The organism is Streptacidiphilus carbonis, assembly GCF_000787775.1.
Lineage (GTDB): Bacteria > Actinomycetota > Actinomycetes > Streptomycetales > Streptomycetaceae > Streptacidiphilus > Streptacidiphilus carbonis.
The window spans coordinates 87,140-111,546 of sequence record NZ_BBPM01000005.1; the positions used below are offsets into that span (position 1 = coordinate 87,140).

15 protein-coding genes are annotated in these 24,407 nt (G+C 72.3%); 6 read left to right on the top strand and 9 right to left on the bottom strand.

The features are described from left to right. The first annotated feature begins 3 nt into the window (after positions 1-3). Entirely contained in the window at positions 4-1,308 is a 1,305-nt protein-coding gene (locus TR46_RS05510) for a sensor histidine kinase (RefSeq protein ID WP_084717964.1), read from the top strand. Then, positions 1,305-2,003, top strand: coding sequence for a response regulator transcription factor (locus tag TR46_RS05515; RefSeq protein WP_042394434.1), 699 nt, complete (start codon positions 1,305-1,307; stop codon positions 2,001-2,003). The genes TR46_RS05510 and TR46_RS05515 overlap by 4 nt, the downstream gene beginning before the upstream one ends. A gap of 149 nt (positions 2,004-2,152) precedes the next feature. Here TR46_RS05515 and TR46_RS05520 read toward each other — a convergent pair whose 3' ends face one another. Then, complete coding sequence (locus tag TR46_RS05520; RefSeq protein WP_052432567.1) at positions 2,153-3,508, bottom strand: hypothetical protein; 1,356 nt, start codon at positions 3,506-3,508, stop codon at positions 2,153-2,155. A 297-nt stretch (positions 3,509-3,805) separates the two neighbouring features. Between TR46_RS05520 and TR46_RS05525 the strand changes: the two genes are divergently transcribed. Continuing rightward, positions 3,806-4,381, top strand: a complete 576-nt coding sequence (locus TR46_RS05525; RefSeq protein WP_174505093.1) for a dihydrofolate reductase family protein — start codon at positions 3,806-3,808, stop codon at positions 4,379-4,381. A 232-nt stretch (positions 4,382-4,613) separates the two neighbouring features. Beyond that, positions 4,614-6,707 carry a SpoIIE family protein phosphatase gene (locus TR46_RS05530; RefSeq protein ID WP_084717966.1) on the top strand — a complete coding sequence of 698 codons (2,094 nt, stop codon included), beginning with the start codon at positions 4,614-4,616 and terminating at the stop codon, positions 6,705-6,707. A gap of 88 nt (positions 6,708-6,795) precedes the next feature. Here TR46_RS05530 and TR46_RS05535 read toward each other — a convergent pair whose 3' ends face one another. From TR46_RS05535 to TR46_RS05545, 3 genes are read right to left on the bottom strand one after another with little or no spacing between them, the layout of a single operon-like run. Continuing rightward, the gene (locus TR46_RS05535; RefSeq protein ID WP_201776368.1) at positions 6,796-7,743 is read right to left on the bottom strand and encodes a carbohydrate ABC transporter permease; all 948 of its coding nucleotides are present in this window, start codon (positions 7,741-7,743) and stop codon (positions 6,796-6,798) included. After that, positions 7,740-8,639, bottom strand: a complete 900-nt coding sequence (locus TR46_RS05540; protein WP_042394439.1) for a carbohydrate ABC transporter permease — start codon at positions 8,637-8,639, stop codon at positions 7,740-7,742. The genes TR46_RS05535 and TR46_RS05540 overlap by 4 nt, the downstream gene beginning before the upstream one ends. A gap of 8 nt (positions 8,640-8,647) precedes the next feature. Then, positions 8,648-10,018 (bottom strand): ABC transporter substrate-binding protein, encoded by a 1,371-nt coding sequence (locus tag TR46_RS05545; protein ID WP_042394442.1) that lies wholly within the window; start codon positions 10,016-10,018, stop codon positions 8,648-8,650. 365 nt (positions 10,019-10,383) lie between these two features. Between TR46_RS05545 and TR46_RS44990 the strand changes: the two genes are divergently transcribed. Together TR46_RS44990 and TR46_RS39105 are read left to right on the top strand one after the other, a co-directional pair. Then, the gene (locus tag TR46_RS44990; protein ID WP_042394446.1) at positions 10,384-12,672 is read left to right on the top strand and encodes a beta-galactosidase; all 2,289 of its coding nucleotides are present in this window, start codon (positions 10,384-10,386) and stop codon (positions 12,670-12,672) included. Positions 12,673-12,722: 50 nt separating this feature from the next. Further along, positions 12,723-14,834, top strand: coding sequence for an ROK family protein (locus TR46_RS39105; RefSeq protein WP_174505094.1), 2,112 nt, complete (start codon positions 12,723-12,725; stop codon positions 14,832-14,834). Between the two features lie 35 nt (positions 14,835-14,869). Here the strand turns inward: TR46_RS39105 and TR46_RS05560 are convergent, their stop codons facing one another. The 5 genes from TR46_RS05560 to TR46_RS05580 all read right to left on the bottom strand — a co-directional run bounded on the left by TR46_RS05560 (position 14,870) and on the right by TR46_RS05580 (position 24,340). After that, the gene (locus tag TR46_RS05560; RefSeq protein WP_042394449.1) at positions 14,870-16,018 is read right to left on the bottom strand and encodes an ROK family transcriptional regulator; all 1,149 of its coding nucleotides are present in this window, start codon (positions 16,016-16,018) and stop codon (positions 14,870-14,872) included. 176 nt (positions 16,019-16,194) lie between these two features. Continuing rightward, positions 16,195-19,377 (bottom strand): alpha-mannosidase, encoded by a 3,183-nt coding sequence (locus TR46_RS05565; RefSeq protein ID WP_042394451.1) that lies wholly within the window; start codon positions 19,375-19,377, stop codon positions 16,195-16,197. A gap of 127 nt (positions 19,378-19,504) precedes the next feature. After that, complete coding sequence (locus TR46_RS05570) at positions 19,505-22,528, bottom strand: alpha-mannosidase (protein ID WP_042394455.1); 3,024 nt, start codon at positions 22,526-22,528, stop codon at positions 19,505-19,507. Positions 22,529-22,598: 70 nt separating this feature from the next. After that, complete coding sequence (locus tag TR46_RS05575; RefSeq protein ID WP_042394457.1) at positions 22,599-23,696, bottom strand: Gfo/Idh/MocA family protein; 1,098 nt, start codon at positions 23,694-23,696, stop codon at positions 22,599-22,601. Then, the gene (locus tag TR46_RS05580; RefSeq protein ID WP_042394472.1) at positions 23,681-24,340 is read right to left on the bottom strand and encodes a ThuA domain-containing protein; all 660 of its coding nucleotides are present in this window, start codon (positions 24,338-24,340) and stop codon (positions 23,681-23,683) included. Before TR46_RS05580 ends, TR46_RS05575 begins: the two co-directional genes overlap by 16 nt. Between the last annotated feature and the right edge of the window lie 67 nt (positions 24,341-24,407).

Sequence of the window (24,407 nt, forward strand, 5' to 3'; positions counted from 1 at the left end):
GAGATGACGACGCAAGACCAAGCAGCGCGTGAACCGTCGGGCTCGGCGTCCGCCACGCCGACGGCGCGCGCGCAGGACCGGGGCGCGGCCCAGGGCGCGAACCTGGTGGCCGCAGCAACCGTGCGGCTGCGGGTGCTGGCACGCTGGTGGGGATCCCGCTCCGCCGCCACCAAGGACCGCGGAATCGCGCTCGTCTTCACGGTGCTGTCGTTCGCGCCGCCGCTGTCGCGGGTCGGGGCCCAGATCAGTGACCTCCCCCAGCACGGCGCCTCCGTCGCGGGCGTGCTGCTGCCGCTGGGGCAGACCCTGCCGCTCGCGGTTCGCACCCGGTGGCCGGCCGCCTGCCTCGCCGTGGCGGGGGTCTCGTTCGCGGTGCACGAGGCGCTGGGCTACCCGCCGAGCTTCGGCAGCCTGGGGCTGTACATCGCGCTGTACTCCGTCGGTGCCCATCAGGACCGCCTGCGGCGGGTGGTACCGCTGGCGGCGACGGGCGGGTACGTGGTCTTCGTCGCCGTCCTGATCGCGCTGGGGTCCCACGAGGGCATGACCAGCTACTTGGTCTACTACATGGCCCTGGCGGTGGTGTGGGGCCTGGGCGTCCAGGTCCGCGGCCGGCGGGCGCAGGAGGCCGAGCGCCGGCGGCTGTCCACGCAGATGGCCATCGACGCGGAACGCAGCCGCCTGGCCCGGGAGTTGCACGACGTGGTGACCCACCATGTCACCGCGATGGTGGTGCAGGCGGACGCGGCTCAGTACCTGACCCGGTCGCCGGACCGCCTCCAGCAGACCCTCGACGCCATCGGCGGCACCGGGCGCCGCGCGATGGCCGACCTCCGGTTCCTGCTCGGCGTGCTGGAGCCGACCGGTGACTCGGCGCCCAGGGAGCGGACGCCGGTGCCGGGCCGGGTGCCTGATCTGGTGGAGCAGACGCGGGCCGGCGGCCAGCCGGTCGAACTGGTCGAGGACGGAGAACCGTCCACCATGGCCATGGGCGCCCAACTCACGGCGTACCGCGTCGTGCAGGAATCACTGACGAACGCCGTGAAGCACGCCCCGGGGCGGCAGACGCTGGTACGGCTCACCCACAGCCCCGACTGGACGGCCGTCGAGGTCACCACCGCGGGACCGACCGACGGCGGTTCCAAGTCCTCCGCGCTGCTGGGTGGCGGCCCGCACATGTCGGGAGGCCGGGGCCTGACCGGGCTGCGGGAACGGGTGGAGATGCTCGGCGGCGAGTTCACGGCCGGGCCCCGCCCCGACGGCGGGTTCCGTGTGCACGCACGCATCCCCGCGGGAGGCGTCTCGTGAGCGCTCCACCCCCTGCGATCAAGGTGCTGGTCTGCGAGGACCAGGCCCTGGTGCGCGCCGGCTTCGTCACCATCCTCTCCGCCCAGCCCGACATGGAGGTCGTCGGAGAGGCCGCGGACGGCCGAGCGGCGATCCGCAGCGCCCAGGAACTGAAGCCGGACGTCGTCGTCATGGACATCCGCATGCCCCTGCTCGACGGAATCGAGGCCACCCGCCACCTGGCCGGCCCCGACTCCCCCAACCCCGCCAGGATCCTGGTCGTCACGACGTTCAACATCGACGAGTACGTCTACGAAGCCCTGCGCGCCGGCGCCAGCGGCTTCATGCTGAAGGACGCCCCCGCGCCCGAACTGATCAACGCGGTACGCGTCATCGCCCAAGGCGAGTCCCTCCTGGCCCCAGCCGTCACCCGCACCCTGATCGGCCGCTTCGCCGAACGCGTGCGACCCTCCACCGCCCCCGCGCAAACCGAGAGCGAACGCCTGAAGGTCCTCACCTCCCGCGAGCAGGAAGTCTTCCTCCTCATCAGCGAGGGCCTGTCCAACGCCGAGATCGCCAACGAACTGGTCATCAGTCACGAGACCGTGAAGACCTACGTGTCGCGCATCCTCACCAAACTGGACCTCCGCGACCGCGTCCAGGCGGTGGTCCTGGCGTATCGGGCGGGGTTGGCCGGGGGCCGCGACCGAGCCTGACGCGCTGTGACGAACGTCGTGGGCACCGTCAACCGGATACCGAGTAGACGGTGTCGACCGGTCCGGCTTGCAGGACGCCGGCCAGCGAAAGTCCGACACCGGTCAACTGCCGGTAGGGAAACGCCGATCGGCCCGTAGGGACCCGGCTTTCAGCCTGGTGTCGGGACGTGGGTCAGTGGCCGGAGGAAGTCGGCGGCATCGGTGTGGTGGAAGTGCTCGCCACGGCCCAGCGCGTTGACGTCGAATCCGAGCCCCACCAGCAGCGGGACCGCATCCCAGGCGCCGCGGGCCGCCGCCCACACGACCAGGCCGGGCCGCTGCCGGCGTGCGGCGCCTGCTGCTGCCCGCAACAGCTCCACCGCGGCCTGGTCGCCCGCCAGGGCTGCGGCGACCAGCCTGTCGGCACCGTCGGGCGGTGACCAGGGAGCGCCGTGCGCAGCCAGGTACTCCAGCACCCGGGTGCTGCCGCACACCGCGGCCAGGCGTGCCGGGGCGGTTCCGTTCCAGGCCCGCAGGTGCTCCGGACGGTCCTCGGGGAACCGGAACTCGGCGCGCAGGTCGGCGCACTGGCCCAGCAGTCGCACCCGGTCGGCGAGGTCGTGGGTGACGGCCCACCACAGTTGATCGGCGATCAGCTCGGCGGGCGAGGGGATCGCGTCGCCGAGCCGTGCCCGCCACGGGCCGCCGCCACGGCCGAGGCCGTGGTCGATCAGCAGGCCCAGGTGGCTGTCGTCGGTTCCGAACTGCCGGTTGTACAGCGCCTGGGCGTCATTGGGGTCGGCACCTGAGTCCAGGAGCGTCCGCGCCAGCGCATCGGCTGCCGGGTGGGCGGGCTGCCCGCCCTCGCCGCCGCCCAGCGCACCGGCCAGGGCGGTGAAGGGCGAGGTCAGGCCGTGCCAGAGGTAGCCGGCGTTCGGGTCGGCGCCGTGGTCCAGCAACACGCGGGCGGTCCGGACGACCGCGTCCGGGCGGATGGCGGGGTCGTGCCGGGCGTACGCCAGATACAGCATCGGCTCCCATCCGAACGGGCCGCCCTCGGCCGCGGCCAGGGTCGGATCCGCGGCCAGCAGGGCAGCGAGCGCCTCGACGTCGGCGGCGGCAGCCGCCGCGTGGACCGAGCCGGCGGTGAGCCCGGGGTGCGCCGCCAACAGCGCGGAGGCCCGTTGCCAGCGGGCCGGATGGTCGTCGTGGCCGTACCGCAGACAGGCCAGCAACAGGAACGCGTCGGCGCGTGAACCCGCCGCGTCGACCTGGTCCGGGACCCGGCGGTAGCGCCGGATGGTCTGCACGTGCCGCTTGAGCGCGGCCCACGACGGGAAACCGTGACGGCGGGCGATGACCAGCTGAGCGCCGGCCAGGGACGGCCGGTGCGGCCCGTCCGGGTGGTGGGCGCCCACCAGGACCAGTGCGTCCGAGGCACCGGACCCGGCACGGTCGCGAAGATCCTTCGCCTGCTTGCGCAGCTGCTCGAAGTTCGGGTCGTCGGGAAGACGAACGGTCGCCACAGCGACCTCCTTCCAGGGCCCGCGGTCCGCTACGCCGGGCTGAAAGGAGGTACAGGACCATGCCCTTGCCTCATACACAACCGGGTGGGCTCAGCCCCGTCCGCGGACCGGAGGCGCCCCGGGACGCCAACGGCAGTCTAGCCGGACCGCCGGCGCCGCACCCGGTTCTCGTAGTCGGCCCGGTAGCCCCCCGCACAACCCGCTCGGGCCGCGGTGGCACCGGCCGCCACCGATGAGTTTCGCCATGGCGTCCCGTCTGTACCGACAGACCGTTCAACCGCGACCAAGGAGTGCACCGTGACTGCCACCTACACCTTCGACGTCTTCGCCAGCCTCGACGGCTACGCCGACGTGACCAGCGGCGACTGGGGCGGCTACTGGGGCAAGCAGGGCCCCGAGCTGCTCGACCACCGCCTCGGCCTGTACGCCGCGGAGCAGCGGATGGTCTTCGGGGCCAACACCTACCGGGCCTTCGTGGGACTGCTGGCGAGCAGCGAGGAGACTGTGGGCGACCCGTGGGTCACCCGGATGCTGGGCATGCCGGCGACGGTGGTGTCGTCCACTCTGCAGGGCCCTCTGGACTGGCCGGACGCGACCGTCGTGAGCGGTGACGCCGTCGACGTCGTGGCCCGGCTCAAGAAGGAGTCCGACGTTCCGTTGCGTTCGCACGGCAGCCTGTCGTTGAACCGGGCGCTGATGGCCGCCGGTCTGGTCGACCGCGTGCAGGTGACGATCTTCCCGGTGATCACCGGTCGGACCGGAGACCACCTGATCTTCGCCGGTGCGGCGGACTTCGACCTGGAGTTGCTCGAGAGCCGGACGCTGGACGGCCGCATCCAGGAACTCGTCTACCGTCCCACCCTGCACGTCTGAGACCGCCGACCCGAGGACACCCCGGGCCTCCTCGACCTGCAGACCGCGGCCTCCCGGGCCCGTTCGAGGCCGAGGAGCGCCGGCGGCGCGCCCCGACCGGCCCCGCCTCGTGCGGACCGGCCGGAGGCCACTGCCCCGGTCCCCCGGGCCAGCTCTCCATCTCTCGGGCGAAGTAGACTAATCAGGCATTTCCCCGAGGAGCCGGGTATCCCCTAGCGCCGGGAGCACTCGTATGGCGGACCAATCTGTGCGCGGCCCGACCGGCTACGACCCGCGGAACAGACCGGCGTCGTCGCCGGCCAAGGCGGACCTGCTGGCCCTCACCGGCATGGGCAGCTTCGACTGGGACCTCGAAGCCGGGACGTACCACCTCGACGAGGTCGGCCTGGACGTCTTCGACCTGCGGGCGGACGAGTACGACGGCCGCCCGGCCTCACTCGCGGACCGCGTCACCCGCGAGGACGGCATGCGCCTCGACGCCGCGGTGACACTGGCCATCCAGGCCGGCCACCTGACCTTCGCGGCCTACTTCCAGGTGGTCTGCCGCGACGGAACCCGCCGCTGGGCGCACACCCAGGGCCGCATCCTGCGGGACGAGCGGGCCCGCCCCTACCGAATCGTCGGCATCGTCCGCAACGCCGACGAGGAACTGGCGCACGCCGAGGCGATGCGCACCCTGGGAGCCGACCGGCGCCGCCAGACGGACGCCGTCCGGGCCACCACCGAGGCCCTCGCCCGTGCCCTCACCGTGCAGGACGTGATCGGCGTGCTCACCGACAGTGAAGGGCTCCGCCGGTTCGGCGCGGACGGACTCGCCCTCGGCCTGATCGAAGGCACCAGCCTGCGGCTGGTCGCCGCCACCCACCCGCCCTCACCGGCGCTCAAGGCCCAGGACGACTTCTCGCTCACCCGATTGGACGACCAGCTGCCGCTGGCCGAAGCCGTCCGCACCGGACGGCCGCAGTTCATCGCCGACCAGGACGAACTCTGCACCCGCTTCCCCCGGCTCCGCCCCTACGCGGACCAGATGGGCATCAACGCGGGCGCCTTCCTCCCCCTGGTCGCCCAGGCACGCACCCTGGGCGCACTGGGCCTCTACTACGGCGACAGCCACGACTTCAGCACCGAGGACCGCAACATCTGCATCGCCCTCACCAGCGCCGTGGCCCAGTCCCTGCAACGCGCCGTGCTGTTCGACCAGGAGCGCGAGTTCGCCACCACCCTGCAGACCACCATGCTGCCCCGACGGATCCCGCAGATCAGCGGGGGCGAGGTGGCCGTCCGCTACCGGGCCGGCCGCAGCGGCCGGGAGGTGGGCGGGGACTGGTACGACGTGATCCCGCTGCCGCACGGCCGGGTCGGACTCGCCGTCGGCGACGTCGAGGGGCACGACAGCCACGCCGCCGCCGTCATGGGCCAGCTGCGGATCGCCCTGCGCGCCTACGCCGCCGAGGGCCACGCCCCCTCCACCGTCCTGGCCCGTGCCTCGCGGTTCCTGGCCGAACTCGACACCGAGCGCTCCGCCACCTGCATCTACGTCGAGGCGGACCTGGAGGCCGGCTCGCTGCGGCTGGCCCGGGCCGGCCATCTGGAACCGCTGCTGCGCCACCGCGGCGGCCGCACCACCTGGCCACCCGTACGCGGCGGACTCCCGTTGGGGATGGCCACCGTCCTCGGAACGGACGACTATCCGGAGACCCGGCTCCACCTCAACCACGACGGCGTCCTGCTGCTCTGCACCGACGGTCTGGTGGAGCGGCCCGGCCAGGACATCACCGACGGCATGGACGCACTCGCTGAGGCGCTGCAGTCCGGGCCGCTGCGCACCGAGGAGCTGGCCGACCACCTGTGCTGCCACGAGTTCGAGCACTCCGGCACCGAGGACGACATGGCGCTGCTCCTGCTGCGGCGCACCCCCGTCGCCGGCGGCCACCTCCCGATCCGCACGGTGCAGCACATCCACCAGGCCGATCCGCAGGGGCTGGTCGAGGCCCGCGCCGTGCTGCGGCAGACCCTGTCCGCCTGGGCGGCCACCGGGCCGGTCGGCGACATCGAACTGGTCGCGGACGAGCTGATCACGAACTCCCTGGTGCACACCGACAGCGGTGCGACGCTGACCGTCGAACTCCTCGGCGACGCCAGCCCCAGGCTCCGCCTGGAGATCCAGGACTCCTCCAGCGAGTGGCCCCGACGCCGGGCCCCCGGCGAGACCGCCACCTCCGGTCGCGGACTGCTGCTGGTGGACGCCCTGGCCGAGCGGTGGGGAGTGCAACCGCTGGGTTCCGGCAAGAGCGTCTGGTGCGAGTTCCCGCTGCCCGCACCGTGAGCGGCGGCAGCGCACAGCGGCCGTGGGGCCGCCGGATGTCCGGCGGCCCCACGTCGTGGCGCTGTGCTGGGGGCTGTGCCGTGCCCGGTCACTCCTCCGCAGCGGCCGCCGCGACGGGTGCGTTGCCCACCCCGGCCGTGCCGGTGGCCGCGCCGCCGGCGACGCCCTCCACCAGGTACCGCTGCAGCAGCGCGAAGACCACCAGGATCGGCGCGGCCACGATCATCGTGGCCGCGGCGATCAGCGGCCATTGGCTGCCGTGCTCGCCGAAGAAGCTGTAGAGGCCACGGGTGACCGGCCACAGGCTGGAGTCGGTGAGCATGATCAGCGGCAGGATCAGGTTGTTCCAGGAGGCCACGAAGCCGAACACGGCGAAGGTCGCCAGCGCCGGTTTCATCTGCGGGATGATGATGGTGAAGATGAAGCGGAGGTAGCCGCAGCCGTCCATCGCCGCCGCCTCGTCCAACTCCCTCGGGATGGTCTTGATGTAGCCGACGAAGAAGAAGAAGCCGGCCCCCGCGAGCGAGGTGAGGGTCAGATAGCCCAGCCGGTTGTCGTACAGGCCGAGCTTCTGCGCCTCGATGAACAGCGGGATCAGGCCCGCGGGCAGAAAGCCGGAGAAGACGAAGAACGCGTACAGCACATTGGAGTGCTTGAACCAGCCCCGCGAGATCGGGAAGGCCAGGAACACTCCGAGGACCAGGGTGATGACGTCCGGGACGACGGCGTAGATCAGCGAGTTGACCATCTCGGTGGCGAAGTCGCCCTGCGTCCAGGCGGCGGAGAAGTTGCTCAGCGTCCAGTGCTTGGGCAGGCCGGTCGGGTCCTGCAGGAAGTCCAGGTTGTTCTTGAACGCCTGAAGCAGCATGTAGACCAGCGGCAGCGCGAAGAAGCCCGCCGAGACCACGAAGCAGAACAACTGGACGCCGCTCAGCCGCAGCCCCCGGATCAGCCCGCGGCGGCGGGCGGCGCGCTTCGGGTCGACGGCGACGGCCGGGTCGCGCTGCCCGTGCAGTCGCGTGGTGAGGGCACTCACAGGGCCACCTCCCGCCGGCGGAGGCGCCACAGCAGCACGCCGCCGATGGCCGCGGTGAAGACGAACTGCACCATGGCGAGGGTGGAGCCGAGCCCCAGGTCGGGGTTGACGCCGAAGGCCGAGTTGAACATGAACATCCCGATGGTCTGGGTCTTGTACTGGCCCTGGGTCATCACCAGGATCAGCGCGTACTCGCCCAGGCTGCCGATCGCGGTGAGGAAGACGTTCACCGTGGTGGCCGGGGCCAGCATGGGCCAGGTGATCCTGGTGAAGCGGCGGACGGGACCGCAGCCGTCCAGCGAGGCGGCCTCGTACAACTCCGGTGGAATGCGCCTCAGTCCGGCGATGTAGACCAGCATGGTGTAGCCGGAGAACATCCACACATTGACCGCCACGATCAGCCAGATCGAGATCGAGGAGTCGCCGAGGAAGGCGCTCGAACCGCCGGAGAGCGAGTGCACGATCTTCTCCGCCGGACCGCTGCTCGGGTCGAGGATCAACGAGAAGAGCACGCCGACGATGGTCACCGAGAAGATCTGCGGCATGAAGATCAGGGCCCGGTAGAGCCCGTAGCCGAACCGCCGGCGCTGCAGCAGCAGAGCCAGGCCCAGACCGACCCCGATCTGAAGCACCGTCACACCGGCGGTGTACTTCAACGTCGTCACCACGGCGTCGGAGACCTGCGAGTAGTTGCTGGTGAACAGGTTGCGGTAGTTGCACAGGCCGCAGTAGTTCATCGGGGTGCCCGGCACTCCGGAGTACTCGGTGAGCGAGTAGTAGACCGTGGCCAGGGACGGGTAGAGCCCGAAGGTGAGCCAGCCGATGGAGGGCACCAGGATGGAGAGCCAGGGGATCCAGCGCCTGGTCCTGCTGGTGCCGAAGGGGTTGGTGGACACGGCGCCCCCTACTTCTTGACGGCGGCGGTGTACGCCTTGGCGGAGTCGTCCAGTGCCGAGAGCAGGTCCTTGGAGCCGAAGGGCTTGGTGTCGGTCAGCGTCGGGCCGCCGGCCGGGTTGCCGGTGCCGACGTTCGACGGCAGCCAGGGCAGCGTGGTGCCGGGGAAGCCCTTGGCGGCGTTGGCCTGCAGCCAGTCGGTCCACTTGAGCTGCGGGGTGGGGACGGCGGTCTCGGTGGAGAGGGAGCCGGTGGCCTTGACCCAGGCCTGGTAGTTGGACTCCTGTGTGAAGAAGTCCAGGTACTCCAGCGCCAACTGCTGGTGCTTGGACCAGGTCGGCACCGTCCAGGCGAGGTCGGGGGCCAGGTCGGCGCGGTTCCAGGCGGCGGTGTCGGTGCCGGGGACGGCCATGAGGCCGAAGTTCAGCGACGGGTTGTCGGCGGCGATGGTGTTGCCGTCGTAGGAGCCGTCCACGAAGAAGGGGTAGTCGTCGGTCTTCGCCGACCAGGTCCCGGGGGCGCTGGCGAAGGAGACGCCGCCCGCGTTCGGCTCGATGTACTGCATGATCTGCTCGTAGCGGTTGGCGGCGTCCTGGTACAGCGAGCTGTTCCAGTTCTGGGTGCCGCCCAGGAAGGCGTTGTCCTTGGCTATGAAGGTGCTGGTGGCCTCGGAGGCCGGCTTGTCCTGCATCATCAGCTGGTTGTAGATCCCCATCCAGACGATGTTCTGGATGCCGTCCTTGCCCGCCACGTAGATCGGGCTCATTCCCTTGGACTTGAACGTCTTCAGGTCGCCGACGAACTCGTCGAAGGTGGTCGGCACCGGCATGCCGTACTTGGCCAGCAGGTCCTTCTTGTAGAACAGCCCGGTGTTGTTGACGTACTCGGCCGTGGTCACGCCGTAGATGCCGTTGTTGTAGCCCATCGCGAACTTCTGTGTGGTGGCGTCGAAGCGCGACATGAACGGCTGCTTGCTCAGATCGAGCAGCTGTCCGCTGGAGATCAGCGCCGGGGTGCCGCCGACCTTGACGCCGGAGCTGGCCGGCGCGTACTTCTCCGGCGACTGCGCGAACTGGGCGAGCACGTCCACGCCCTTGGAGGCCTCCAGCGAGGACTGCAGGGCCGGCCAGGCGCCCGCGGTGGTCGGCGCGGTCTCCAGTTTGATCTTGACGTCGGGATGGGCCTTCTCGAACGCGGCGTCGATGGCCTGGGTCTCCTGCACGGCGGCGGCATTGGTCCATTCGGCCACCACCAGGGTGGTCGACGAGCCGCCGCTGCCGCTGCTGCCGCCGCAGGCGGTGAGCCCGGTGGCGGCCAGGGCGGCGGCGGCGGTCGCGGCCAGCATGCGGGACGAGCGGATGGTGCGGGTTCTGTCGGCCATGTCTGCTTCCTCTGCTGTGTGGACGAGGGATGCGATCTGGCCGACGGGGAAGCCCCGGAGATTGATCCGAAGCATGTGACCGATCGGTCGTCGCGTCAAGCCCGTGCGCACGGAGAATTCTGACGGAGCGCCAAGGGACTTTTCTTACGGAAGCATGGTGGAAACCCTGCTATCCGCGCAGCCGCGGTGGCATCAGTGCAGGTCGTCTCTGCCACCGGCGAGACGGAGGCAGGTTTTCCGGCTGGACTGTTGCGTTCATAACACTCTTGGTTTTCCATAGCCCTTGCCGCCGACGGGGCGCCCCGGAGAAGCACACCCGTCGAATTCCACCCGTCCACCCGCCCCCACCCGGAAGGGCTCCGCCGATGCTGCGCACCTCGAAACCCTCGAAACGCAGAACGGTCCCACTCCTCGCCGCCGTCACGGCGGTCGTCGCCGCGACCACCTGCATGGTCTCCCCGGCCGGCGCCGCAACCGGCGCCGCCGCGACCGGGTCTGCGACCGGTGCACCCAAGCTGTGGGCCACCCAGCTCCAGTTCGACGACAACGGCACCCCGTGGTCCGTCGCACAGTTCCAGGCCATCAAGGCCAAGGGGATGAACAGCGTCGAGATCAACATGCCGTGGAACCAGATCGAGCCCGGCAAGGGCACCTTCGACTTCAGCGAGCTGGACACCGAGCTCGCCGACGCGACGGCCGCCGGCATCCGGATCGTCCCCATCTTCTGGCAAGCCGGCTGGCGCGGCAGCCCGGCCGCCTGGATCACCGGCACCGAGACCACCAGCACCGGCGGGACCGGTATCGCCCCGCCCTGGTGGGACCTGACCCAGCAGCAGGACTACTTCGACTACGTCACCGGCACGGTCGCCCACATCACCGACAACCCGGGCTACGGCGGGGCCATCCTCAACTACGGCCGCCTGGACGCCCAGTGGAGCGACAACGGGGACGGCGGCTGGGCCACGGCCGACATCGACTACTTCCACCGGCACTGGCTGCCGCAGACCTACCGCACCATCGCAGCGTTCAACTCCGCCAACGGCACCGCCTACACCTCCTTCGACCAGGTGCCCGCCGCCGTCCCCGGAAAGCCGCTGGCCGGCGTCTACCAGGACTTCCGCCAGTGGAGCGTGCAGGACACCTACGACCGGCTCACCGCCGCCGTGCGCAGGGTCAGCGCCGGGCCGCTGTACTACTACTTCGGCGGCCACATCTCCAACGCGCCCGACATCGGCAATCTGCCCGACATCTTCTTCGACCTGGCCCGAAAGTACGGCGTCACCGTCATCGAGGACGCCGCCCAGTCACCCGGCCTCACCCTGACCTTCGGCAGCCTGGCCAACGCCTACCACGTGAAGCTGGCCCAGGAGTGGACCGCGCCGGACGACGCCGAGATGCCCGCCCAGGCGGTGCAGTGGATCTCCAACTACGGCATGGGGCTGCCCTACGGCGGCGGCGAGGACTTCTTCATCCACGACGGCACCTCCAAGGACGTCATCGCCTACCCCATCTACACCGCCGCGCTGTCGCAGCTGCAGAGCCTCAAGGGCTCGTACCCGCAGCAGCCGGTCGCCGTCTACTTCGACTACTCCAAGGCCTGGGGCAACCCGGCCGGCGGCAGCCTCAGCAGCGTCGAGAACGAGATCACCGCGCTCTGGTCGCGCCACCAGAGCGGCTTCGCCGTGGTCACCAGCGACGAGGTCAAGAACCATGCGGTGGACCTGAAGAAGTTCCGCGCCGTGCTCCCGCTCAACGGCGCCGACGCCAATGTGACGGCCTATCAGAAGGCTGGCGGCACGGCGCTGTCCAGCGGCGACCAGCTCACCGCCGCCGCCCCGGCCTACGCGGACCTCAGCAGTGCGCACGCCCTGCAGGTCGTCCCCACCACCGCGGCCGACCACCACAGCGCACAGCTGGTGCTGGCCGAGATCAACCCGTACTTCGGCTACGACGGCGCGGTCGTGCTGCACCCGGCCGGGCTCGACCTGGCCTCGGGCCGCTACCACGCGGTGGACGCGGCCACCGGCAAGGCGCTGCCGCAGGTCGCCGAGAACGACGGCGGCGCCTGCGTACCGCTGACGCTCGGCACGGCCACCCTCGCCGACTGGAAACTGGTTGCGGGCCCTGCCCCGGCCGGTACCCCGGTGCCCGCCTCCTGCTCCACCACCGCGGGCGGCGCGACCACCGTCGGCGCCACCGTCGGCAGCAACGACGGCTCCTCGGGGGTCATCTTCCAGAGCGTCGGCGCGACCGGCGCGGGCGCGGACGGCAACCTGACCGTCACCACCATCGGCGGCCAGAGCGCGTACCGGACCTGGACCACCGCCCAGACCGGGGTCGGCTCCGCCAACGCCTACCTCCAGCTCGACCCGGGCAGCGCGGTCGCCCGGGCGGCCACCGTCACCCTCACCGTGACCTACTGGTCGCAGGAGGGGCAGGGCTTCACCGCCCAGTACGACGCCACCGGCAGCCCGTACCAGAACGGGCCCACGGTCACCGGAAGCGGCAGCGGCAGCTGGCAGACCGCGACCGTGACGCTCACCGGCGCCCAGTTCGACCAGGCCCAGAACCTCCAGGCCGACCTGCGCCTGGCCGCAACCGACCCGAGCCTGCCGCTGTACATCCACAGCGTCCAGCTCTCCACCGCCCAGTAGCCCTACCATGAGATCCGCCGGCACCGGCCGGCAGGAGGGGATGACCGCCGGTGCCTGAGCACACTGCCACCCGCGCACCGGCGCAGGACGAACTCGACGTCCTGCGCCGGTGGGCCACCGGGCCCCAGCCCCGCGCCCTGCGCGCGGCCATCGTGCTGGAGGCCGCGCTCGGCCGGCACAACGCCGAGATCGCCCGACGGCTCGGGGTCTCCCGGCAGACCGTGGCCACCTGGCGGCAGCGCTACGCCGCCGAGGGCGCGACCGGGCTCGACGGCCGCTCGCAGAGCGGCCGTCCCAGCGTGGTCGACGAGGGCGAGGTGGTCGCCGAGAGCCTGCTCGCCCCGCCCGACCAGCGGTCCTCACGCAGCCTGGGACGACGCCTCGGCTGCTCCCACACCGCGGTCGCCGCCGCCCGCCGCCACTGGAACCTGGGCCGCGACGAACTGGCCTCTCCCGCACCTCCGTTGACACCGCCGCTGGGCCCGGGCGGGATCTGGGTGGCGGGCCTGCTGCACGAACCGGGCCACACCCTGGTCCTGCTCGCCCAACGCACCGGTCCCAGGGACGAACCGGCGCTCACCGGCATCCAGCCCCCCGCCGACGCACTGGCCGCGGTCACCAGCGCGTTCACCATCGCGCTGACCGCCCCCACTCCCCCGCCTTCCGGCCCCTCCGCCGTCAGCGCCTTCCTGGCCGCGGCCCGCCGGGCCCACCCCAGGGCCGCGCTGCACCTGGTCGTCCTGCGCGGCGCCGCCGCCGCCGACTTCACCGAGCACTGCGCACGCGCCAAGGTGACGCCCCACCAGCCGCCCGAGCACACCAGCACGGTGTCCTTCCTCCGCGCCGCACTGGCCCTGGACGCCGCCCAGCACCCGTCCTCCTCGGCCAGGGTGCTGCTGGACCTCGCGGCGGCGCTGCGCGGCCCCGCCCCGCTGCGCTGGATCCGCGAGCCGCTGCCGGCCGCCCCGGGCGAGCGCCCCTCGGGCGCGGCCGGACCGCTGCACACCGCCGTGACCGCGAACGGCGCCGGAGCCAACCAGATCGATCTGGGCTCCTTCAACGAGTGCGTGGTCATCGAGACGGTACGGCTGGCCGGCACGATCACCCGCGGCGACATCGCCGCCCGTACCCGGCTCACCCAGCAGTCGGTCTCCCGGATCGCACGCTCGCTGCTGGAACGCGGACTGCTGGTGGAGGACCGCAAACGCCCGTCGGCGGACGGCAAGCCGCGCGGCCTGGTGCGGCTGCGCGACGACGCGGCGCACGCCATGGGCATCCACATCGACCCCGAGGTGATGACCGCGGTGGTGGTCGACCTGTCGGGCCGGATCGTGGCCCGGCAGGTGGAGCGCATCACCCCCGAACCGCGTCCGGGGGCGGTGGTCGCCCAGATCGCCGCGCTCGGCCAGGCCGTGCTCGCCGGCGCCGGGCGCCAGGTGCGCGAGAGCAGCTTCCTGGGCCTCGGCGTCGCCGTGCCAGGACCGGTCGACACCGTGTCAGGGACGGTGCTCGACCCGCCGCTGATGGGCGTGCTGCGCGACGTACCCCTGCGTACCCTGCTGGAGCGCCGCTTCTCCTACCCGATCCTGGTCGAGAAGGACTCGATAGCCGCAGCCGTCGGCGAACGCTGGATCGGCCGGGACCGGCGCTCACGCGACTTCGTCTACCTCTACCTGGGCACCGGGGTGGGGGCGGGGCTGATCCTCAACGGCGACATCTACCGCGGCCTGACCGCCAACGCGGGCGAGTTCGGCCAGCTGTGCGCGGTGGTTCTGGGCCGGGTCGAGCCGTCCGGGCGCCCGGAGGTGCTGCCCGAGTGCAACCCGGCCAGCCATGTGCTGGTCCCCGACCCCGCCGCCCAGCGCCCGCAGCTGACGGTGCGGCAGGCCGCCCGCGCCATCGGCCGCGGCACCCTCGCCGTGATCGACCTGCTCGACGTCGGCCTGGTCGTGGTCGGCGGCCCGTTCTGCACCGGACCCGCCGCCGAGGTCTACCTCACCGAGATCGAACGTGCCGTCAACGACTTCCCCACCGCCCGCCGGCTGCGCCGCGTCCACGTCGAACGGTCCGTCAGCACCCATGAGGCCGCTGCCGTCGGCGCCGCCTCCACCCTCTTCCACGCCTCGTTCACCCCCCGGCTGCGGCGGCCCGGCTCCCCCTGACCCCGCAGGGCGCTCGCGCGCTGCCGCCCGGTCCGCTACTTCAGCAGCAGCGTGCCCGGCTGCGCCGACAGCGCGCCGTCGAGCACCAGGGACGCCGCGCCCACGGCGGCCACGTTCGCGCCGAGGGTGGTCGAGACGACCGCGGTGGCATGCGTCGCCTTGACGAACGGACTGCCGGCCACCATCGGCTCGATGGTCCGCAGCAACCGGTCCGCCAGCACCTGCCAGGCGGGACCGCCGAACACCACCGTGTCGACGTCCAGCAGCGTGGCCGCCGCGCACACCCCGCGCCCGATCCGGATCGCCAGGCGCTCCAGGATGCCGTCGGCCGCCGCCTCGCCCGCGGCCGAGAGCTGCGCGAGGCGCTCCAGCCCCCGCTGCGCGTCGGCCGGGTTCACCGCCGTGTACTCGGCCCCGAGCACGCCCAGCGCCACCGCCTCCTCGACCAGGGTGCGGGTGGAGCAGGCCGCACCCAGACCGCCGACCTCGCCGGCGTTGCCGGAGATCCCCCGCAGCACGGTGTCGTCCACGACCAGGCCCATACCGGTCCCCGTGCCGAAGTAGAAGAACAGCAGGTTCCGGCTGGCCGTCGCGGCCCCCGTCCAGCGCTCCGCGACCACGGCCGCGGTCACGTCCTTGTCCAGTACGGCCGGCAGACCGGTCGCCTCGCTCAGCCGGTCGCGCAGCGGGTAACGGCCCCAGCCGGGCAGCTCGGGCGGGTCCACCACCCAGCCCGCCACGGCGTCGATCGGCCCGGGCGCCGCGATGCCCAGGCCCAGCACCCGGTCCCGGTTCGCGACCGAGTCCGCCAGCAGCTCGGTCACCGAGGCGGCCATCTCCGCTGCGATCTTGTCGGTGTCCCCGCCGCTGGGCGTGGTGTGGCTGCGCTGCGCCACCACCGTACCCAGCAGGTCCACCACCACGCAGGTGATGACGGCCGGGTCCAGGTGGACGCCCACCGCGTACAGCGAGTCCGGGACGACCTCCAGCAGGGTGCGAGGCTTGCCGCTGCCGCTGCTCTGCCGTCCGGACTCGCGGATCAGGCCCTGGTCCAGCAGCCGACGCGTGATGTTGGAGACCGTCTGCGTGGACAGGCCGGTGGCCCGCGCCAGTTCGACCCGGCTCAGCCCGGCGCGCTGGCGCCGGATCGCGTCCAGGACCACCGACTCGTTGAAGTCGCCCACCCGCGGCAGATTGGTTCCGCGTCTGATGGGTGACTGCGTGTCCGAACCCGCCCTCGTACTGGTCAACCTGCGCCTCTTCGCCTCCGGGGAGTGGTGTCCGGTCGCTGGAATGCTATGCCACCGCCCGGCGACCGGCGGCGGGACGGACCCGTCGGGCCCGGTCGGAGGTGACCCGCTCACCCGTGCCCTCCGCCGTCGGCGGGCTCGGGGCGCAGCCGCAGCGTGAGGATCTGGAAGGGGCGCAGCCGCAGCCGGAGCCCGTCCGGCCCCTGCGCCGGCACGGCGGCAGGCCTGAGCTCGGTGGTGCCCGACGGCTCGCCCGGCACGGGCTGCGGCCACGGCTGCTCCAGCAGGTCGCAGTCCCAGGCGGCGGCGAGCGGGAACCCGGTCGACAGGCGCGCCGCGGCGGCTCCGCCGCCCGACTCGTACAGCCGTACCACCACGTCCCCGCTGCGGTCGTCCGCCAGCTTGACCGACTCCACCAGGACCGCGTCGTTGTCGAGGACGACCAGCGGAGCGGCCCGGACGGCGGCCGCACGCAGCGGCAGCGACAGCGCGTAGCCGCCCGCGATGGCCTGCTCGACCCCGGCGCCGGGGGCGAAAGCGTAGCTGAAGCGGTGCCGGCCCCGGTCGGCCTGCGGGTCCGGGCTGTGCGGGGCGCGCAGCAGGGACAGCCGCACCGTGGTGGTGGTACCGCCGTCGGTACGGGTGTCGCGGTGCAGGTCGTGGCCGTAGGTGGAGTCGGTCAGCAGCGCGGCGCCCCAGCCCCACTCGCCGACGTGGATCCAGCGGTGCCCCCACAGCTCGAAACGGGCCGCGTCCCAGCTGGTGTTCTCGTGGGTCGGCCGGCGCACATGGCCGAACTGGATCTCGGCGCTCTCGTGCTCGGCGTGGACGTCGATCGGCCACGCCGCCTTGAGCACGGTGTCGCGTTCCTGCCAGTCGATGTCGTTGCGCACCGTCAGCCAGGGGCTCTCCGCGGCGAGTTCGATGTGTTGGACGAAGCGCGACGCTCCGTGGGTGCGCTCGACGCGGACGGCTGCCAGCAGCGGCCCGGCGTCGGTCAGGGTGACGGACTCGGCGCGGTCGAGGTCGCGGACGGTGTCGCGGTAGTAGGCGTCCAGGTTCCAGGCCGACCACAGGGTGGGGTCGTCCGGGTGGACCTGCAGCAGGTTGCCCGCGGCACCGGGCGCGATCGCCTCGCGGTCCGCCGCGTGGTCGTGCACGGAGGTCACCAGGCCGCGGCGGTCGACCACGACCCGCAGCCGGCCGTTGTCCAGGACGTAGCCGCCGTCCTCGGCGCTGGCGGTTACCGGCTGCGCGGGGACCGTCGCCGTACCGGAGCCGAGGGCGGGCGCCTGGGCCAGCAGGGCGGTCCTGCCGTCCGAGAGGAGCTGGCCCGCGGTCCCGTCCGGGCCGTCCGCCGCGGTCCGGTCCGGCATCTGCTCCGGCGTCAGGAAGGCGACCTCGCGGCGCGGCAGCGGGCCGCTGTTCAGAAAGCCCGGCGCACCGGGCAGCTGTGCCACCGCCGTGCCGATGACCTGCTCCAGCTCCCGCTGGATCTCGCCGTACTCGCGTTCGGCCTGCCGGTGCACCCAGGCGATGGACGAGCCGGGCAGGATGTCGTGGAACTGGTTGAGCAGCACCCGCCGCCAGATCCGCTCCAGCCGCTCGAAGGGGTAGTCCGCGCCCGCCTGCACGGCCGCCGTCGCGGACCACAGCTCGGCCTCGCGCAGCAGGGCCTCGGCGCGGCGGTTGCCCCGTTTGGTGCGCGCCTGACTGGTGTAGGTGCCCCGGTGGTTCTCCAGATAGAGCTCGCCGCGCCAGACCGGGAGCTGGTCGTACTCGGCCTGCGCGGCGGCGAAGAAGGCGTCCGGCGCTTCGACCACGACGCGGGGCGACCCCTCCAGGTCCCGCAGCCGGCGGGCCTTCTCCAGCATCGAGGGGGTGGGGCCGCCACCGCCGTCGCCGTGGCCGAACGGCACCAGCGACCGGCCGGCCACCCCCTTCTCCGCGAAGTTGGCCTCGGTGTGGGCGAGTTCGGCCCCGGTGAGCTCGGCGTTGTAGGTGTCGACGGGCGGGAAGTGGGTGAAGACGCGCGAGCCGTCGATGCCCTCCCAGGCGAAGGTGTGGTGCGGCAGCCGGTTGGTCTCGTTCCAGGAGAGCTTCTGGGTGAGGAACCAGCGGGCGCCGGCCAGCCTGGCGAGCTGGGGATAGGCGGCGGTGTAGCCGAACGAGTCGGGCAGCCAGACGCCGTCCTGCCCGATGCCGAACTCCTCGGCGAAGAAGCGTCGGCCGTACACGAGTTGGCGGGCCAGCGCCTCGCCACCGGGGAGGTTGCCGTCGGCCTCCACCCACATGCCGCCGACCGGCGCCCAGACGCCGTCGGCGACGGCCTTCCTGATCCGGGCGAAGACCTCCGGGTACTGCTCCTTCATCCACGCGTACTGCTGCGCGGAGGAGCAGGCGAAGACCAGTTCGGGGTACTCCTCGGCGAGGGTCGTCATATTGGTGAAGGTGCGCGCGCACTTGCGCACCGTCTCCCGGACCGGCCACAGCCAGGCGGAGTCGATATGGGCGTGCCCGACCGCCGAGACGGTGTGGGCGGAGGCGTGCGCGGGCCGGGCGAGCACGTCGGCCAGCCGGTTCCGGGCCTCCGCGGCCGTGCCCGCGACATCGGCGGGGTCCACGGCCTCGGCCGCGCGGCGCAGCGCGTGCAGGATTCCATGGCGCCGCGAGGAGCCCTCGGGCAGTTGGTGCATCAGTTCGTCGAGCACCTCGACGTCGTGGATCAGGTGCCAGACGTCCTCCTCGCGCACCGCGATCTCGGCCTGCGCCAGGCGGTAGAGGTGTTCGGTGCCGGCGGTCTCCGGCGAGCCGAGGTGGGTGTTGCGGCCGGCGCTGCCCAAGATCCAGGGGTTGGCGGCGAGTTCCACGAGCAGGTCGACGCCCGCACCGGCGGTGGCGGACCGGCTGAGCAGGACGCTGCGGTGGTAGGGGTGCAGTCCCTGGAGCGGTGTGCCGTGGGCGTCGTGGACCAGGCCCTCGGCCTGGCCGCCGGGGCCGCGGGTGAGGTCGAAGCCGAGGTCGAAGACGGCCTCGACGCGGCGACCGGCCCACTCCCGGGGGATCTGCGCGCGCGCCCGGAGCCAGGTGGTCGACCACGGGCCGCCCCAGCTGGAGCCGAGGGCGAACGGCTGGTAGCCGGCGTTCAGTGCCTCGGCGACCGGAACGGGCTCGCCGTCGACCTGCCAGGCACTCAGGGTCAGCGGGTGGGCGGCGCTGTGGAGGGCGGGTCGCAGCACCCGGTCCAGCAGCTTGCGGATCCGGGCCTCGGTGATCCGGCGGTCGTCATGCACGGGGAAGGTCCTTCCAGGGGTCCTGCGCGCGGTCCGCGGCGGGGGTGGGCGGGCGTAGGGTGTCGCCTGCCCGGCCGAGCCGCCGCCCCGCAGCCTGCGCCGCTCCACACGTCACCCATGAGTGCTGTCAGGCTCGCGGAATGCGCAGGGTCAGCAGTTGGAAGGGCCGCAGGTCCAGTCCGGCGGCTCCGTCCTGGACCGCAGGTGGTGCGGACTGCGTGAGAGGGCGCTCCAGCAGGTCGGTCCGGACGGCGCGGTCCACGGCGAAGCCGTCGGCGACGGACACGGCGGCCCGCGTACGGCCGCCGTGGGCCTCGTAGAGGCGGACCACCAGGTCACCGCTGCGGTCGTCGGCCAGCTTCACCGAGCTGACCACCACCCCGTCCCCGGCCACGGACACCACGGGCGCCACCGGGGTCGCCGCACCGGTGACCTTGCGCTCGGGCAGGTTGGCACGGTAGCCCTCGCGCACCGCGTCGCCGATCGTCGCACCCGGTACCAGCGCGTGGCGGAAGCGGTGCACCCCCTGGTCCGTCTCCGGGTCGGGGTAGCGCGGCGCGCGCAGCAGCGACGCCCGCACCGTGGTGGTGGTGCCCGCGTCGGCGGCGCGTACCGCGCGGGTGACGTCATGGCCGTAGGTGGCGTCGTTGACCACAGCCACCCCCCAGCCCGGCTCGTCGACGTGGACGAAGCGGTGGTTGCAGGCCTCGAACTTCGCCCATTCCCAGCTGGTGTTCTGATGGGTGGGCCGGTACACGTGCCCGAACTGGGTCTCCGAGGCGTACCGGTCCGCCTTCACGTCCAGCGGGAACGCCAGCTTCAGGAAGCGCTCGCGCTCGTGCCAGTCCACCTCGGTTTCGATGTCCAGCCGCCGCACGCCGTTGGGCACCGACAGCAGCTGGGTGACCCTGGACCCGCCGAAGACCCGCTCGATGCGCACCGAGGTGCCCTGCACGCCCAGGGACTCCACCTCGACCAGGTCGCGGCCGGTGTTGCGGTAGAAGGCGTCGACGTCCCAGGCGTCCCACTGGTTCGGGAAGTCGGGGTGCAGCTGCAGCAGGTTGGCCGCCGCTCCCGGGGCGACCGCCTCGCGGTCGGCCGCGAGGTCGTAGGCCGACACCACCAGCCCGCGGGTGTCGATCTCGACCCGCAGCAGGCCGTTGTCCAGGACGTAGCCCCCGCCCTGGCGCGGCGTCGGCGCGACCGCGCCGCCCGCGGACCCGGGTGCGGCGGCGCCGGCGGGCACCCCGCCGCGCGGGTGCGGTGCGCCGTTGAACACCAGCTCGACCGAGCCCTCCCCGGCCAGCGCCCGCTGCGCGCCCGCGATGATCCCCTCCAGCTCCTCGCCCAGCCGGGCATAGGTCCGCCGCGCCTCGCGGTGCACCCAGGCGATGGACGAACCGGGAAGGATATCGTGGAACTGGTGCAGCAGCACCGACTTCCAGATCCGGTCCAACTCCTGGTAGGGGTACCGGAATCCGGCGCGCACCGCTGCCGTCGCGGCCCACAGCTCGGCCTCCGCCAGCAGCGACTCGCTGCGCCGGTTGCCGCGCTTGGTCTGCGCCTGGCTGGTCAGCGTGGCCCGGTGCAGCTCCAGGTACAGTTCGCCGACCCAGACCGCCGGGTTCGGGTACTCGGCCTCGGCCTTGTCGAAGAACGCAGCGGGGGCCTCCCACCGCACGCTGGCTGAGCCCTCCAGGCTGCGCAGCCGGGCCGCCTTGGCGACCATCTCGCGGGTGGTGCCACCCCCGCCGTCCCCGAAACCGGTCGGCGCCAGCGACCGGGTGGCGACCCCCTTCTCCTTGAAGTTGCGTGCCGCGTGGGCGATCTGACGCCCGTTCATCTCGCAGTTGTAGGTGTCGACCGGCGGGAAGTGGGTGAAGACCCGGCTTCCGTCGATGCCCTCCCACAGGAAGGTGTGGTGCGGGAAGCTGTTGGTCCGGCTCCAGGAGATCTTCTGGGTGAGCAGTCGCCGGGCTCCGGCCGCCCTGATGATCTGCGGCAGCCCGGCGGCGAAGCCGAAGGTGTCCGGCAGCCACGCCTCCTGGCTGTCGATGCCGAACTCCTCGATGAAGAACCGCTTGCCGTGGACGAACTGCCGCACCATCGCCTCGGAGCCGGGCATGTTGGTGTCGGACTCCACCCACATGCCGCCGACCGGGACGAACCGGCCGTCCGCCACCGCCTTCTTGACGCCGGCCCAGACCTCCGGCCGGTGCTCCTTGAGCCAGGCGAACTGCTGGGCCTGGGACATGGCGAAGACGAACTCGGGCTCCGCCTCGATCAGCGCGGTCATGTTGGAGGCGGTCCTGGCGACCTTGCGCACCGTCTCGCGCAGCGGCCACAGCCACGCCGAGTCGATGTGGGCGTGGCCGACCGCGCTGATCCGGTGCGCGGCGGGGGCGGCGGGCGCGGCCAGCACGCCCGCCAGTTCGTCCCGGGCCGCCTGGGCGGTGCCGTTGACGTCCTGCAGGTCCAGTGCGTCCAGGGCCCGGCCGACCGAGCGCAGGATCTCGAAACGGCGCGCGCCGTCCAGCGGGAGCTGGGCCATCAGCTCGCCGAGCACCTCCAGGTCCATGGCCAGGTTCCACACCGTCTCGTCGAACACGGCCAGCCGCATCGACCCCAGGACGTACTGGGGCGCGTCGCCGGCGGTGGCCCTGTCCCCCATCGGCGTGGGCTGGAAGGGCACACCGCCGGCGTCCAGGTCCGGATTGGAGGCCGCCTCGATCCGCCAGTGCACCTCCTCACCGCCGGCCACCGGGGAGTCCAGCCGCACATAGGAGTTGCGCGGATGCAGGCCCTTGACCGGAGAGCCGTCGGGCAGGTATACGAGGCCCTCGCACTGGAAGCCGGGGGTGCGCGGGGTGAAGCCGAGGTCGAGCACGGCCTCGACGGTGGAGCCGGCCCATTCGGCGGGAACCCTTCCGGAGACCTTGAACCAGCTGGTCCCCCAGGGCGCGCCCCAGGCGGTGCCCGCGGCGATGGGGCGGGTCGGCGCCGCCAGACCCTCGGCCACGGTCACGGGTTCACCCGCGGTGGACCAGATCTCGACGTCCAGCGGCGCCGTCAGCGGGTGGACGGCCGGATGGATGCGCTCCCGCAGGACGCGCGCCAGTCGTGCTTCGACCAGTTCTCGGTCGTCGTGCATGGGGTGGGTCTCCTGTTGCTGGGAGCGTGTGGGCACGGGTCCGATGGCGCCGATGTCGCCGGACTGCCGGTCAGACCACCGGGGAGGGGCGCTCGCAGGTGCTGACGACCGGGAGCGCACGGCCCTGGTCCGCGGCGTCCATGAGAGTGAGCATCACATCCAGTACGTGCGCGGCCAGTTCGGCCGAGGCGCGGTGCGGACGGCCCTGCGCCAAGGCCTCGGCCAGATCGGCGAGGCCGGTGCCGCGACCGGCGTCCCGGTAGCCGGCGCCGACCGGCACCACCTCCCAGCCGGCGCCGCGGTTGATCTCGACCGGCCCGTCGAAGCCGTTGGGATCGGGCACGGACAGCGATGCCTCGGTGCCGTGCACCTCGATCCGCGGCAGCCGGGCGGCATGGACGTCGAAACTCATCATCAGGGTGCTCAGCGCCCCGTCCGCGTGTTCCAGCACACCGGTGATGTGGGTGTCCACCTCCACCGGGAAGCTGTCCCCGGCCCGGGGGCCGCCGCCGATGGTGCGCCGGGCACGCGGCCGGGACGAGGCCCCGGTCACCCTGACCACCGGGCCGAGCAGGTGCACCAGGGCGGACAGGTAGTAGGGACCCATGTCCAGCAGCGGGCCCCCGCCGGGCCGGTAGTAGAACTCCGGGTCCGGATGCCATGTCTCGTGGCCGGCGGTGGTCATGAACGCGGTGGCGGCGACGGGCCGGCCGATCAGCCCGTCGTCGACGGCCTTGCGTGCGCTCTGGACGCCGGTGCCGAGAACGGTGTCGGGGGCACAGGCCACCCGCAGTCCCGCTGCCCGGGCCGCGGCCAGGACGGTTTCCGCTTCCTTCCGGTCGACCGCGAGCGGTTTCTCGCCGTAGACGTGCTTTCCCGCGCCCAGCGCGGTGAGGGCGACCTCGGCGTGCGCGGCGGGGATGGTCAGGTTCAGCACCGCGTCCACGTCCTCCCGGGCGACCAGCTCGGCGACCGACCCGACGACCGCGACCTCGCTCCCGTTGCCCGCTCCCCCGGCCGATCCCCGCTGGGCCAGGCTCTGCGCGCGCTGCGGGTCGAGGTCGGTGACGGCGGTGAGCCGGACCGACGTCAGGCGGTCCAGGGTGTCGAGATAGGCTCCGCTGATCTTGCCCGCGCCCACGATGCCGATCTTCAGCGGCTCGCCCACAGCAGTCCCCTTTCGGTCATCGTGCGGACCTCAGGCACGTCGAAGTCGTCGGGCTTGTGCCCGATGGTCGAGACGAACACCCGCCCCGCGCCCCAGGTCCGGGTCCAGACGGCGGGCATCACCGCGGGCCGGTCGCGCAGGTCGTCGGGCGGGAAGGTGCTGGTGGCCAGCACCTCGATATGCGGGTCGGTGAGCACCCAGTACTGCTCGGTGTGCACGTCGAAGTCCTGCAGCCCCGCGATGACGGGGTGCTCCGCCTGTTCCGGCAGCAGGTGCACGGTGTGGTCGTGGAAGCCCGGCGGGTGCATCACGAACCGGCCGCCGGTCAGCAGGTGGTAGCCGTGGTCGAGGAAGGAGTCGACGATGCCGCCGTGCCAGCCGGCCAGTCCGCTGCCGGCGCGGACCGCCGCGGCGAGGTTCGCGCTCTGCTCGGGGCTGATCGTGCCCATGGTCCAGCACTGCACGATCAGATCGGTGGCGGCCAGTCGTTCGGCGTCCTCGTAGACCGCGAGGTCCTCGAAGGTCTCGACGGCGAAACCCCGGTCCTTCAGGAAGGGGACGAAGTCGTCGCTGATCGCCACGGGCTGGTGCCCGTCCCAGCCGCCGCGGACGACCAGCGCCCGCCGGGTCGTGTGAGTGGTCAAGGTGAATGCACGCTCCCATCGGCACCGTGCGAGGTAGCGCACGGCATGGGGTGGTGGTCGCTTTCCC